Below are 14,069 nucleotides of genomic sequence, written 5' to 3' on the forward strand. Positions count from 1 at the left end.
TTAATCACCTTTTTTCACTCCAATAGCTTTGTTCGGACAGACTTGTATACAGACAGTGCAAGATTTGCATAATGATTCATCAACAACTACCTTATCATTCAGATAGGAAATAGCAGGACATGCAAGAGTCTTTACACAAGTAAGACATTTTACACAATTGTCCTTTATCACCATAGGCGCCTTTTTCTTTTGCCCTTTGATTAATGTGCATGGGTATCTTGCAATGACAACAGCAACACCATCGTATTCAAGTGCCTCTTTGTAAATGTCTACAGTCTTTTTGATGTTATGAGGATTTACAATCTTTAGGAATTTTACTCCAATTGCTTCCACAATATCTTCAATTGAGATTGCAGGTGCCTCATCACCCATTCCATCAACTGGAATTCCTGGGTTTGGCTGACCTCCGGTCATTGCAGTTATCCTATTGTCTAAAATTGTAAGGACAAACCTGTTCTTATTGTGAACTGCATTGACAAGTGGAGACAATCCACTGTGGAAAAATGTTGAATCTCCAATGAAGCTCATTACATGCTGGTTTGTTGCAACAGAGAATCCGCAACCGTCACCGACAGATGAACCCATTGCAAGCAAATAGTCAGCGGTTTCATAAGGTGGGCTGATTCCTAAGGTATAGCATCCGATGTCAGATGCAAATATCATATCCTCTTTAGCATAGCCAAGTTCCTGATAAGCCTTAACTGCCGCATAGTAAGCGGACCTATGTGAACATCCTGCACATAATGTAGGAGCCCTTGTTGGAATGTTCTCCACAAGCTCATTCAATCCTTCAGTGCATTCCATCGGTTCGATGATTTCAATCAAATCACCTTCGAAATCCTCACCGTTTTCTGATTTGTATTCCTCCTTAAACTCTGAATCATCAACCAAATCAGAGATTATTTTATTAATGGATTCCTTCACGATATCAGGATTATATTCATGAACCATTGGGAAAGTTCCATCGAACTTGCCGTAAACAGGACAGTCCAGATTGTTTTCACCTAAAACAGCAAGGACATCCCTTTCAAGCACAGGATCCACTTCCTCAACAATGAATACTCCCTCAAGGTTTTGACAGAATTCATGTATCAGATCCTTTGGAGTAGGATAGGATATTCCAATCTTAAGAATATCCATGCCCAAATTTTCCTGAGCCACAACATCATAAGCATAATTGAAGGCACCTCCGGAAGAGATTACACCGAATTTTCCTTGAAGTGTGCCGTTTTCAAAGGAAATAACTTCATTGACAGGGCTTTCATTAGCCACTTCCTCCAATTCTTCCATCTTTTCTGCCAACCTTGAATGCATTGAAAGTGAATTGGCAGGTACAGGTACGAATTGCTTTGGGTCCTTGACAAAGTATCCCTTCAGCCAATGACTGTCTGATTCTGTTGCCTTGGTAGTGGATTTAGGTTTCTCAATCTCGCCGCATTCCACAATTCCTCTCATGTGAGATACACGAGTGCTTGTTCTAAGAATGACAGGAATCTGGAATTGTTCAGACAAGTCAAAACCGTAAACCATCATGTCCTTAATCTCTTGAGGAGAGGATGGTTCCAGGATTGGAATGGAAGAAAGCCTTGAGTAGTTTCTTGTATCCTGTTCATTTTGGGAAGAGAACAATGAAGGGTCGTCTGCTACAAGAACAATCATTCCTCCCTTAACTCCAGAGTAAGCAGTGGTCATGAATGAATCGGCAGCCACATTCAATCCTACATGTTTCATGAAGGTGAATGACCTGAGGCCACTTGCAGCTGCAGTGGCTGCCACCTCCATTGCCACCTTTTCATTTGCAGAGAATTCAAAATACATCTCTGCATTCTTAGCAACCACTGATAAGATATTTCCTATTTCAGAGGAAGGAGTTCCAGGATAAGTTGCTGCAACTGATACGCCAGCCTCAATGGCTCCCCTTACAGCAGCTTCATTACCCAAGAGGAAAAGCTTATCTCCTTTTTCACTAGTTACTAATTGATCATAAGCCATAAAATCACCATTTAAGATTAAATATCTCTCTAAAACGATTATTTAATCTCCATTTTTTAAAATTGTAATTAATGTAAAGATAAATAATAATTAATAAATTCTTTAAAGTTTAAAAAAATTTAAAAAATTATCATAATTAAATATAAGTTTCTTTACATATTTAATACATGGCATTTTTTAAGGGAAATCAGATGTTTAAAAATTCCTTAATTTGGAAAAAAGTTCCATAATTCCATAAAAAATCCATAAATAATCCATTAAAAAATACTAAACTTTATAATAAAATAAATAAAAATATATAAAGTGATATATTGTTATATTATATAAGAATAAAATTTAGAATAAATATTAGAATATATAATAAAAATAATGATTTAAAGAATGAAAAATCAACCATTTGATAGTTTTAAAAGGGATTGTTATGATAACCGTTTATGTGAAAAGATTCAATAAGGAGACTGATGAAGAGCCTCATGTTGAATCCTATGAAATTGAAGAATATCCTGGAATGAAAGTGCTGGATGCTTTGGAAGCAATCAATAGAAAATATGATGCGGACATAAGTTTCAGAAGCTCCTGTCTTGCAGGGCAATGCGGTTCATGCGGTGTAAAGCTTAACCAAAATGGGGCACTTGCATGTAAGGCGGAAATTAAGGATGGAGTATTGATAGAGCCTCTTGATTTCCCGGTCATCAAGGACTTGGTTGTTGATAGAAGCTCAGCAGACGCTAAGATAAAGCAATTGCAATTAAGCCTTGACTGTGACAGCAAGCATTCCCATGACAAGCTTAAGCCTGAGGATATCAAGGATACCAAAAAGGTCAGAAGCTGCATTGAATGCTATACCTGCCTTTCAACATGTCCTGTTGTAAAGCACTTTAAGGAAGACTTCCTCGGACCTTATTACTTAAGATACATCTCCAAATTCGACTTCGATCCAAGAGATGAATATGACAGGATAATCGAAGCCCTTGACAGCGGAATGTATGCATGTACAAGCTGCGGAAAATGCGGTTCAATCTGTCCAAAAAACATCAACAGCTTTGGAGATGCAATAGAAAAGCTTAGGGCTATGGCTTATGCGAGAGACCTCGGACCACTTGATGCCCATAAGGTATTCAAGGACAATGTGGTTGCAAGCGGAAGAAGTGTCAGCAAGCCAGAAGAGCCATTCATTGAAACCGTTCATAAAAAGTGGGAAGAGGAAGGCAAATACTACATCGATGAGGATGAGAATAAGGAAAAGGTTGCATTGTTCACAGGCTGTATGGTGGATTACAGAGCCCAGGAAGTGGGATATGCCCTTCTTGATGTCCTAAAGGCAAACAATATTGAAATAGACATTCCGGAAGGACAGGTATGCTGCGGATCTCCGCTTCTAAGAACCGGTCAGGTCGATGTTGTTCAAGATCTTGTTGACAAGAACAAGGAAATCTTCAAGGATTATGACAAGGTAATCACCATCTGTGCAGGATGTGGAGCTACCTTAAAAAATGACCATCCGAAATACGGTTCAAAGCTTAATGTGCAGGATATCAGTGAATTCCTTGTGGATAAGCTTGATGCAAGCAAGATGAAAGAGCTTGATGTCAAAGTCACCTGGCATGACCCTTGTCACCTGTCAAGAGGCCAAGGCATTAAGGACCAGCCAAGGGAAATCATTGAAATGATTCCTGGAGTTGAATTCGAAGAGCTTGAGCTTCCTTGCCAATGCTGCGGTGCAGGTGGAGGAATCAAGTCAGGGAAGCCTGAGATTGCTTTGGAGCTTGCAAAGGACAAAGCGGAAATGGTTAGAGTTACCGGTGCAGATTATGTAACCACAATATGCCCATTCTGTCAAATCAACATTCAAGACGGTTTGAATGCAATCGGTTTGGAGAATGTTAAAATTATGAATCTTATTCAATTGCTTAAAATGGCTTATGATGAATGAATATGATATTTATTTTTCATTGCTTAGATGATAAAATATATTAATAGACTAATTTCCAAGAGATAGCATGAAATACAAAGACAAAAGACAAGAGGACATATCCAGAGGCAAGGCCAAGGAAATGGTTGAGGATGAAGAGACCATTCGCCTTAAGGAAAATATCTATGTAGTCTTTGTGGAATGCGAATCTCCTGGAAATGTTGGATTTTTAGCGAGAACAATGGGAAACTTCGGACTGCATAAGCTGGTTCTGATCAACCCATGCACCCTTAAGGATGAAGCCTATTACCAGGCCATGCATGCAAGGGAAACCGTTGAAAATGCATTGATTTATGATACTGTTGAGGAATTTGCAAAAGACCAAAAGATTGATTTCATCGTAGGTTCCACAGGGGCTCCTGGAGGAAGCTACAATCTTTCAAGAATTCCATTGAAACCTGAAGAGCTTGCAAAGGCGATGAATTACAATGACAGGATAGCCATTCTTTTTGGAAGGGAAGGAAATGGCTTGAAAAATGCAGAAATTGAAATGTGCGACATTACAGTAAGCATTCCAACCGACACAAGCTATCCGATAATGAACATTTCACATGCAGCTGCAGTAATCCTTTATGAAATCTTCAAGAACAGGAACAATTTTCCAGTTGAAGGATTGGAGGAAAGCACTGCACTTGAAAAGGAATATCTGATAAAGGATATGGAAAAGTTGATAGATTCATTGTCCATTCCAGACCATAAAAAGAGAAACGGCCTTAAGGTATTCAAGAATATCATCAATAGGGCATTCATTACTGGAAGGGAAGCACATACCTTCAAAGGCATTTTAAGACGTTTGAACAATAAGATAGAAGAAAAATAGATATTTTAAAAAAAAGAGTGAATATCATCATTAACCTAATTATCAAATGTTTTAAATAGATATAAATAAAGAATTAATATAGAAACTTAATGTTTAAATATAAACACTTATATAAAAACCAATTATAATCATAAAGAGACTAGAACATGAAGGACGAAAAAAGACGAAAAGGATATTATGAGGATGTGACTACAACCTTAGTCAAATACACTTTCCACACACGATTTTTCCTTTCAAGATTGACCAGAAGATCAAAAATAGCTAAAAAAATCATTGATAGGATCCTTTTCCAAGATGATGAAGTATATGTCCTTCCAAACAAGAATACAATCCACAATACCAAAAAAGAAACTATCACTGCAAACATTGAAATCAATCAAAGCTTTGAAAAGGATGACTCCGAGTTTGTACCAAGCGAAATCATCAAGGAAGTCATCAAGGAAGCCAGTGATATTGTCATTATGCACAAATGCCTTTGCAGAAGCTCAGCAAATTGTAAGGATTATCCTCATGACTTTGGCTGTATCTTCATAGGTCCTGCATCTAAGAAAATAGCTTCAAAATATGGTAGAACTGCAAGTGTTGAAGAAGCATTAGCCCATGTTGACAAAGCGGATGAATTAGGATTAAGCCATGTCATCGGCAGAAACAAAATTGATAGCGTTTGGATGAATGTAAGGCCTAAAGAGGAATTGTTGACAATCTGTCACTGCTGCCCTTGCTGTTGCTTATGGAAAGTGCTTCCGGATCTGGATGACGACATCAGCAATAAGGTAAAAAGACTTGATGATGTTGAAGTACATCCTGTAAATGACAATTGCAGAATGTGCAAGAAATGTTTAGGTGACAATGTCTGCTTTGGTGGTGCAATCAGTCTTGAAGATGGAAAGATAACTATTGACCAGGACAAATGCGTTGGCTGTGGACATTGCGTTCAAAAATGCAAATTTGATGCGATTGAATTGACTTACACACAAAAGTCAGTTGATTCCGTTTTAAATAGGATTGGAGAATTGGTTGACTATAAGAAATAGCTGAAAATCACTTGAATTAAAAATAGCCAATCCAAAATTTTAAGATTATCACTTAATTTTACTTATGGAGAAATATTAATGAATCATGAAAAAATGTTTAATATAGCACGTAAGAGAGGTTTCTTATGGCCCTCTTTTGAGATTTATTCAGGAGTGTCTGGATTTACCGATTATGGACCACTTGGAGCAAGCCTGAAAAACAACATCATGCAAAAGTGGAGAAAGCAGTACATTGCGGGAGAAGGTTTCCATGAAATTGAAGGACCTACCGTAATGCCTAAGGAAGTGTTGAAAGCTTCTGGACACGTTGACAACTTTACAGATCCAATGACCAGATGTCTTGCCTGTGGAGAAGTATTCAGAGCAGACCACATCATTGAAGAGGCAATCGGCGAAGATGTTGAAAGCCTTGAAAACAGCGAAATGGATGAGATTGTAAAGGAAAACAAAATCAAATGTCCAAGCTGTGGTGGAGATTTGGCAAATATCTGGAATTACAATTTGATGTTCAAGACTGAAATCGGAGCGAAAGGGGATAAAGTAGGTTATATGAGGCCTGAAACCGCTCAAGGAATTTTCATTTTATTCAAGCGTTTATCAAGATTCTTTAAGAACAAGCTTCCATTCGGTGCAGTTCAATTGGGAAAGGCATACAGAAATGAGATCTCACCAAGACAGGGAGTCATTCGTCTTAGGGAATTCACCCAAGCTGAAGCGGAAATATTCCTGGACCCTAAGGACAAGACCCATCCTAAATTCAGCCAAATAGCTGATGAGATATTATACTTATCCTCTCAAGACGTTCAGATGAATGATAAGGAAACATTGGAGATTACAGCACAGGAAGCCTTGGACCAAGGTGTCGTATCTTCAGAAACCTTAATCTATCAATTGTATCTTGCAAGAAAATTCCTAAAGGAATTGGGAATTCCAGATGAAGTCCTCAGATTCAGACAGCATTTGCCTGGAGAAATGGCTCACTATGCCCTTGACTGCTGGGACGTCGAATGCCTTACCGACCAATACGGTTGGGTGGAAATCATCGGTATTGCAGACAGGGGAGATTACGACTTAAGCGCACACAGCCAATTCAGCAATGAGGAATTAAGCATTTACATGGAATACGATGAGCCTAAGCTTGTATCAAAGACCATTGCAAAACCTAACTTAAAACTGTTCGGACCTGCATTCAAAGGGGATTCTCCAAAGATCAAGACCTATATCGAAAACCTTAGTGACGATGAGGTGATTGCACTTAAGGAAACAATGGAAAGTGAAGGAAAATTCATCCTTGAACTTGACAATACCTTTGAAATACTTCCGGAACACCTGTTGTTTGAAGACATCGAAGAGGAAGTGAAAGGTGAAAGAATCATTCCTCATGTCATTGAGCCTTCATTCGGTATCGACCGTATCCTTTACTGTACATTGTTGCATTCATTCAAAACCGAAGAGGATGGCTTTGACAAGGAATACTTCAAGTTTGCAAAGGAAATCGCACCGATTCAAGTGAGTGTCTTCCCATTGATGAACAAGGAAGGTCTCGATGAAATAGCTATAGACATCACCCACAAATTGCGTGAAGCAGGATTCACTGTAGACAATGACACTTCAGGAACAATCGGAAAAAGATATGCTCGTGCAGATGAAGTGGGTGTTCCAATAGCAATTACAGTAGACTTCGATACAAAAGAGGACAATACTGTAACCATAAGGGATAGAGACACTGAAGAACAGGAAAGAGTAAAAATAGAAGATTTAAAAGAAGTTATTGAAGCAAAACTTCAATAAACTTTTTTTCTTTTTAAAAATAAATAATTTTAATAAACCGCCAAAATTCTTTTTTTAAACCATACGATTTCATACATTAAAGCACCCTGATTGACTTTTCATAAAACTTCTTAAAGAGAATCTTAGCCCATTCTATTCCATCATCATATTCATTGAGAATGAAACATGAATTGTCAAAAAGCCCATCTTTAAAAAACAGACTTAAAGACATGAAATCCTCACAGATCGTTAGGAATATCCTTAAGTCATAATCCACCTTTCTGATGACCACTTGGCCTTTTCTTGAAAAATCAAGCAGATCTGCATAATATCTAGATTTCTTTAGGGAGGACAATACATCATCATTTGTAATCAAAAGCAGGTCATCTCCATTTTCCAGATTTTCAATGATTATCTCCAGATGCTCCTCCAAGAATATGGGGAGGATTATCTCCATATTGCCGCAACCGCTTAACAATTCCAGATACTTGGTGAAGGATTTTGAAAGATTATGTTCATCGGACTCGACATAAACAGAATCCTTCAGCAAATAGGCATTTCTAAAGGAATCACTAGGAATCGATTCTATGGAATGGTTCAGCCAGAAATCCCTATTGATTTGAAAGATATACAAATCCTTAAAAAGTTTCTTCAAGCTTGCGGAACATAAGACCCCTTTAGATGAGAGGGAATATTTCTTAAAATTCTTATTTATCAAATTGATATGTTCCAGTTCCTTCAATCCATGTAGAATTGAAGCGGAAGGCTTATCCAATTCCTCTCTAAGTCCATTCAAATCATAATCGGATTCGGATAGCAACAACAGCAATAAAGGCCTCATTTTTGAAGCCAATAAGAATCGAACGGTTATGAAATCATCATACTTATCTACTGAATCTTCTTCATTAAACATCAAACCACCTTAAAAAATCATTCAAATAATAAAAAACCTTTCATTGAAAATGAAATCAGTCCAAAACTAAGGATGATGCATTTTCGCCATAGGAATCAAAAATAGCCAATCCCCAAACAATAGCTTTTTTCTTATCGGACAGCAAGAGTCTGTTCTGGTCATAAGTGCCATCCAACTTGAACAATCCAACTGTAACAAACTCATTGGAAATCGCAAGGGCAATCTTGATATCCTCATCCAGGTATTTCATTGAAAAATTCCCTTCATAAATTCCTTTTTTAACGACATCCTTCCCAATGTCCCTTATGAAGCTCTCCAATATGTCCCTTGAAACGATCAAGTCGACTTTAATCCCCTTTAGAATCAATCTCCTGATTAATTTAGGATATTCCGGATGCAAATAGGGGAATATGACTTTCAAGTGCTTGGAATTCTTATATAATCTTTTGAACTCCTTATGGGTCCTGTAGATATCCATTGAATTGCATCTGATCAATTCGGAGCCTTCCAAGGATGACAATCTGTTCAAATCCTCTATGGACAATGAGCTGATGTCGTGGTCCAGCCAAAAATCGGCATTATTTGTTATTGTTGAAATGACATCACGAAAGTCAATCAGGATAGTGATATAAATCAATCCAAGATTTGTCAGCCGAAAGCTGTTATGAATCTTTTCAACATAGCCCTCCTCGCATAATTTATGAACATTGCTTGAGATTGAGCTATAGCTCAATAGAGACTTCCTATTTATATCCTTTATTTTCAAAGGCCCATTCAACAAATCCACCAAGACTTTTATTCTAATATCAGAATTATTTAAAAATTTCAATTCATCTCCAACTATTGAGAAATAATACATATAACCACCATACATAGTATCAAATCAGAATCCCCTCAAAAAACTATACAGACGCACCACTCAAAGATCATCATAAAACAAAAATTAAACCCCTCAAATCAATAACCCTTTTAGAAGGTTAAGGATCTAATCAAAAATTTTTCTGTTTAACAAATAGTTAACTTAATTAGTTATTTTAGTAAACCCCTATATAAACATGCAAGAAAAATGGGAAAGACAATTACGAGATGACATCAATATTGATGTCAAACTGTTAAATTTTTATGAAAAAACCCGATTTAAGGGAATTTTAGAAAAAAATAATAGATAAAAGAAATCAAATAATAATTAGAAACCAATTTCTTACTGACTATAAAAAAGACATTATGATTAGAAAATTCCAATAAAAAGCAAAAGATAAAATCAAAAAGAATGTGAGAATATGATCGATACACACATGCATGCAGATTCAAGAAGCAGTGAAGACTTTGAAAAAATGTTCATCAGTGGGATAGATACCGCTATCACCTGCTCATTTTATCCATATAAATTCAATGACAATCCTGAAATCCTTTTAAATCATTTAAATAGAATCCTGAACTTTGAACCAAGACGTGCGGGGGAATATGGCCTTGACTTGAAGGTTGCATTGGGAATTCATCCTGCCAATGCCTTAGAGAACAATGAAATCATATTCAATGAATTGGAGAAATGGATAGAAAACAAAGACATAATAGCCATTGGAGAAATAGGATTGGATGAAAATACAGAGATTGAAAAGAAAGTCTTCAAAAAGCAATTGGAATTGGCTGAAAAAACACAATCAAAAGTGATTATCCATACCCCAAGAAAAAACAAACTGGAAGTATTGAAAGACATAAAAGAGATTGTACTCGAGAATATCAATCCTAAGCTTGTGGTCATTGATCATATAAACCTTAACACCATTGAAGAGATCATTGATGAGGATTTCACCATCGGCTTGACCGTGCAGCCTCAAAAGATGGAAGTTGAAGAGGCAGTTGAAATATTGGACAAATATGGATTTGACAAATTCCTATTGAACAGTGACATCAGCAACAAGCCATCTGATCCATTATCCGTTCCTAAAACAGTCAGAACATTGAAAAGATTAGGATACGATGAAAAAGAGATAAACAAAGTGGCATTTGAAAATGCCAAAGAGTTCTTCAATATTTAAAAGTATTAATCAATAATTAAAAAATTCTTTTTTTATAGGGAATAATGAAAAATTATTCCTTAATTAATTCTTCTGTGATTAGAGTAGCGGATTCCACCATCTTAGGACAGAACTCAGTGAAGAGATTATTTTCCAGAGCATATTCAACTCCTTCTTCAGTCCTTATGTCACATCCTAACAATTCATTGCAGATATAAGAACCGTTTTTTGCTTCAAATTCCTCCAGAAATTTAACGCATACATCATCAGATTTGAGCTTGCTGTCAATGTCTCCAACTTCACTTTGACCATATTTTAGGCCTAAAACCATTAAAGCACCAGTGCAGGCTCCACATACTTCACCCTTACGCATGCCACTGCCAAAGCATCCTCCGATTTTAAGAGCTTGTTTTTCATCAAGCCCCAATTCTTTAGAGAAGCTTGCAAAAACAGCCTGTGCACAATTAAATTTAGATTCAAACAATTCCAATGATTTTTCCACATGATTCATAATTAATCCTCAGAAATAAAATATTGAACAAAAAGCAATGAAATAATTTAAAAATAGAAAAGAAATTATAATCTTAAAAAAAAATAAAAAAATAGAAAAAGAAAAGAGAATAGGAACAATATGAGTTCTAATTAATCTTTTCTAACCAATTTGACTCTTGATGGAGTTACAATGATCAAGTTCTTGTCTTCAGCTTGTGAAAGCAAGATTGCTTCTGCACCATATTGGTGTCTTAAAAGCTTTATGATTTCTCCTGCTTGCTTAAAGTCCTTTTCACTTTGCTTTTCAAGGAATTTTAAATCAAGAATCACAGGATTGTTCTCTTCAACGATTTGGTCGAAAATATAATCCATATCATCAACTGATTTTGGTCTAATTAAAATGATCTCATAAAAGGTTTGTTCCGGAGAAATGGAAGTGAATTCATCTTCGAAAAATTCTTCTTCTCCAAAATCGCCTATACCATATGCACTGCCAAAGTCATCTTCTTCAAAACCAAGGCTTTTCTTTAAATTATCAGTAAAACTCATTTTGACTCTTCCCTTAAATTTAATGAATAAAATTGATTATTAATTTTAAATAAATTTAAAAAAATTCTAAAAATTTCATATAATTTTATAAAAAATTTGCTTATTAATTTAAAAGTTTAATGGATTAAACTTTTGTTACATTAAAGTATATATTTTTTTATAGATATAAAACTTATTATTTTTTTGATGAAAAATAAAAAATTAAATCAAAAATAGAATTTAAAAATAATTAAAAAATTATATTAAAAATTATATTAAAAAAAATAAAAAAAGAAAAAATAATTAAATAAAAATCAATTAATTTTTATCTAAATATTCCAAAATTGCATCTAACAATTTGCCTGCTCCACCAGCATACATGTCTGCTGCAGGCAAGCCGTATTTCTCTTCAAAGCTTTCTAAAGTCATATCCTCATCAGCATTTCTCATGTTGATTGACAATCCAACAACCTTAGTGGTAGGCACAACAGCTTCAATGGCCTTTACCTCATAGTCAATGCCTCTAGGTTCACGGTATGGGTGGTTTGGCCTGTGACCTACAATGACTGCATCAGGATCTGCACCGATTAATATGCATGCAGACAATCCTCTTGGGTGAGGGTTTCCATCTTCAGTCAAGCTTGATTGTCCTTCAATGAAGATGATATCCGGCTGGTCATTTTCCTCAACATATTTGATTGAACTTAAGATAGCTGAAGGAATGTCCATTGCAGATAGGCTTCCTGCTCTGAAATTGAATGCAGTAGGCTGTTCCAATCCCATTTCATCAGTTGAAATGATGGAAGCCTTCAAGCCTCTTTTCATTGCTTCGATTCCCAATGATTTGGTGGTGGTCCTTTTACCGCACTCCTGGGAAGTACCTCCTACAAAGACAACAGATGCCTTTGGCTCATATGAAATCTTAGGCAATACTTCACAGCATTTTTCAGGTGCCACACCGCAAATCTTGCGGACAACATCCAATCTTGGACTAATCTCTTTGATGCAAACATCATTTTGCTTTGCCAATTTCAATAAAGATTCATTTTCAGATAAAGATAAAGATCTAAATGAAACAACTGCGTTCTTGCCGTTTGCCAATGCCTGAACCGCATATTTGAGTGCAGTTCCTTCAGCGCCGATTGGTAACATGATGGCTACAGTTTTTGCTTCAGTAGATTCAAATAAATCTGATAGGTTTGATGCCACTTCAAGACCACAGAAAGGTTTTCCTTGTTTTGCAGGGTTATCATCAAGGAATCCTACTGTTTCAATCCCTTCAAGGTTAGAGAATTTTTCTCCTCCACCTCCACATCCAACAATAATATAAGGATTCAATTCTTGAAGATCTTCAACAGAATTTATAGAATACAAGTAATCACTCCTCTTAAAAAATTGTGTAATTTTGATAAAAATATAGTTAATGATAAATTATTCAAATATTGAATCTTTTCAGAAAACATATATTAAATACTAATGCAATAAATAATACACTATCCAACATTATAGAATTTATCTTAATGTATGTATATATTTATTATTATTAATAAATATTAGCATAAGAATTATTAAAATCGAATTTCATGAGGATAATGATTTCTTTATCATAACATTAAAAATTATAAATATTAAAAAAATAAAAATATTATAGAAAAATAAAACTTAGACAAAATTTTCATCAAATTGAAAATTAAAAAAATAAAAACTAAAAAAATTTATAAAAATAACTTACTTTTTAATATATGGTAAACTATATCTACATCAATGAAATCTAAAATAGAGATTTGATAACAACTATGCAAATAATTGCATTTAGATATCATAATTATCAATACCCATTATTCAACTATAAAAAATAATTAAGGAGAAAACTAATATGAACATGGATGATGTGAAGACTGGAAAAGGTGCAGAAATGAAAATGGATTGTCCGGTATGTGGAGGAAAAAATACTGCAACCTATACTACTCAAACTCATGAACTTGCTTATTTTGGAGAGGTTGTTGAATCAACCATACAATGTGAGAAATGTGGATTCAGACATAATGACATTTTGGCAACTGAACAGAAGGACCCTGCCAAACACAGTTTGATCATTAGCAAAAAGAATCTCGACTCAAGGGTGGTCCGTTCACAGTCAGCTACAGTGTCACTTCCAGAGATTGGAATCAAGGTTGAACCTGGTCCAAAGTCTGAAGGATACATATCAAATGTTGAAGGAGTTGTTGTAAGATTCATCGAAGCAACTGAACGTGCATTGAACATGTTTACTGATGAGACTTCACAAACAAACGGAAAAAGAGTTCTTGAAAACCTGCATAAGGTATTGGATGGAGAGCTTGAAACTCTCTTGCTTATAGAAGATCCATTCGGACAAAGCAAAATAATGGATGTCCGTGCAAAAACAGAACCTTTAACAGATGAAGAGTTAAAGAATTTAAAAACAGGATTTACAATAATCGATGATTGAAAGTGAAAAATAGCTTTAGAAAAAATTTAAAAAAATATTAAAAATAGTAGTTAAAATCCT

Annotated in this window: 12 protein-coding genes; 6 read left to right on the forward strand and 6 right to left on the reverse strand. The window is 35.5% G+C overall.

Annotation, left to right across the window (positions count from 1 at the left end):
- Positions 1–1,992: an indolepyruvate ferredoxin oxidoreductase subunit alpha gene (iorA, locus tag IJE13_RS03640; RefSeq protein ID WP_292777205.1), complete on the reverse strand. Its 1,992-nt coding sequence runs from the start codon at positions 1,990–1,992 to the stop codon at positions 1–3.
- Positions 1,993–2,413: 421 nt separating this feature from the next.
- Here iorA and tfrB point away from each other — a divergent pair, with 421 nt between their 5' ends.
- The 4 genes from tfrB (at position 2,414) to glyS (ending at position 7,609) form a co-directional block, all read left to right on the forward strand.
- Positions 2,414–3,925: a fumarate reductase (CoM/CoB) subunit TfrB gene (gene tfrB, locus IJE13_RS03645; protein WP_292777207.1), complete on the forward strand. Its 1,512-nt coding sequence runs from the start codon at positions 2,414–2,416 to the stop codon at positions 3,923–3,925.
- Positions 3,926–4,046: 121 nt separating this feature from the next.
- A complete protein-coding gene (locus tag IJE13_RS03650; RefSeq protein WP_292777343.1) occupies positions 4,047–4,784 on the forward strand; it encodes a TrmJ/YjtD family RNA methyltransferase in 738 nt (245 codons plus the stop codon).
- A gap of 146 nt (positions 4,785–4,930) precedes the next feature.
- The gene (locus tag IJE13_RS03655) at positions 4,931–5,818 is read left to right on the forward strand and encodes a 4Fe-4S binding protein (RefSeq protein ID WP_292777210.1); all 888 of its coding nucleotides are present in this window, start codon (positions 4,931–4,933) and stop codon (positions 5,816–5,818) included.
- A gap of 78 nt (positions 5,819–5,896) precedes the next feature.
- Positions 5,897–7,609: a glycine--tRNA ligase gene (gene glyS / locus IJE13_RS03660; protein WP_292777212.1), complete on the forward strand. Its 1,713-nt coding sequence runs from the start codon at positions 5,897–5,899 to the stop codon at positions 7,607–7,609.
- A 76-nt stretch (positions 7,610–7,685) separates the two neighbouring features.
- On the opposite strand, the gene IJE13_RS03665 is transcribed toward glyS, so the two are convergent.
- Positions 7,686–8,501, reverse strand: coding sequence for a transcriptional regulator FilR1 domain-containing protein (locus tag IJE13_RS03665; RefSeq protein ID WP_292777214.1), 816 nt, complete (start codon positions 8,499–8,501; stop codon positions 7,686–7,688).
- A 55-nt stretch (positions 8,502–8,556) separates the two neighbouring features.
- Positions 8,557–9,360 carry a transcriptional regulator FilR1 domain-containing protein gene (locus IJE13_RS03670; protein ID WP_292777216.1) on the reverse strand — a complete coding sequence of 268 codons (804 nt, stop codon included), beginning with the start codon at positions 9,358–9,360 and terminating at the stop codon, positions 8,557–8,559.
- 421 nt (positions 9,361–9,781) lie between these two features.
- On the opposite strand from IJE13_RS03670, the gene IJE13_RS03675 reads away from it, so the two are divergent.
- Positions 9,782–10,540, forward strand: coding sequence for a TatD family hydrolase (locus IJE13_RS03675; RefSeq protein ID WP_292777218.1), 759 nt, complete (start codon positions 9,782–9,784; stop codon positions 10,538–10,540).
- A 52-nt stretch (positions 10,541–10,592) separates the two neighbouring features.
- On the opposite strand, the gene IJE13_RS03680 is transcribed toward IJE13_RS03675, so the two are convergent.
- The 3 genes from IJE13_RS03680 to IJE13_RS03690 all read right to left on the reverse strand — a co-directional run bounded on the left by IJE13_RS03680 (position 10,593) and on the right by IJE13_RS03690 (position 12,913).
- Complete coding sequence (locus IJE13_RS03680; protein ID WP_292777220.1) at positions 10,593–11,030, reverse strand: C-GCAxxG-C-C family protein; 438 nt, start codon at positions 11,028–11,030, stop codon at positions 10,593–10,595.
- A gap of 131 nt (positions 11,031–11,161) precedes the next feature.
- Positions 11,162–11,560 carry a cell division protein SepF gene (gene sepF, locus IJE13_RS03685; RefSeq protein ID WP_292777222.1) on the reverse strand — a complete coding sequence of 133 codons (399 nt, stop codon included), beginning with the start codon at positions 11,558–11,560 and terminating at the stop codon, positions 11,162–11,164.
- A 297-nt stretch (positions 11,561–11,857) separates the two neighbouring features.
- Entirely contained in the window at positions 11,858–12,913 is a 1,056-nt protein-coding gene (locus IJE13_RS03690) for a DUF1611 domain-containing protein (protein ID WP_292777225.1), read from the reverse strand.
- A 502-nt stretch (positions 12,914–13,415) separates the two neighbouring features.
- On the opposite strand from IJE13_RS03690, the gene IJE13_RS03695 reads away from it, so the two are divergent.
- On the forward strand, positions 13,416–14,009 hold the full coding sequence (locus IJE13_RS03695) for a ZPR1 zinc finger domain-containing protein (RefSeq protein ID WP_292777227.1): 594 nt from the start codon (positions 13,416–13,418) through the stop codon (positions 14,007–14,009).
- The last annotated feature ends 60 nt before the right edge of the window (positions 14,010–14,069 follow it).

Origin of the sequence: Methanobrevibacter sp. (assembly GCF_017410345.1) — an archaeon.
GTDB lineage: Archaea > Methanobacteriota > Methanobacteria > Methanobacteriales > Methanobacteriaceae > Methanobrevibacter.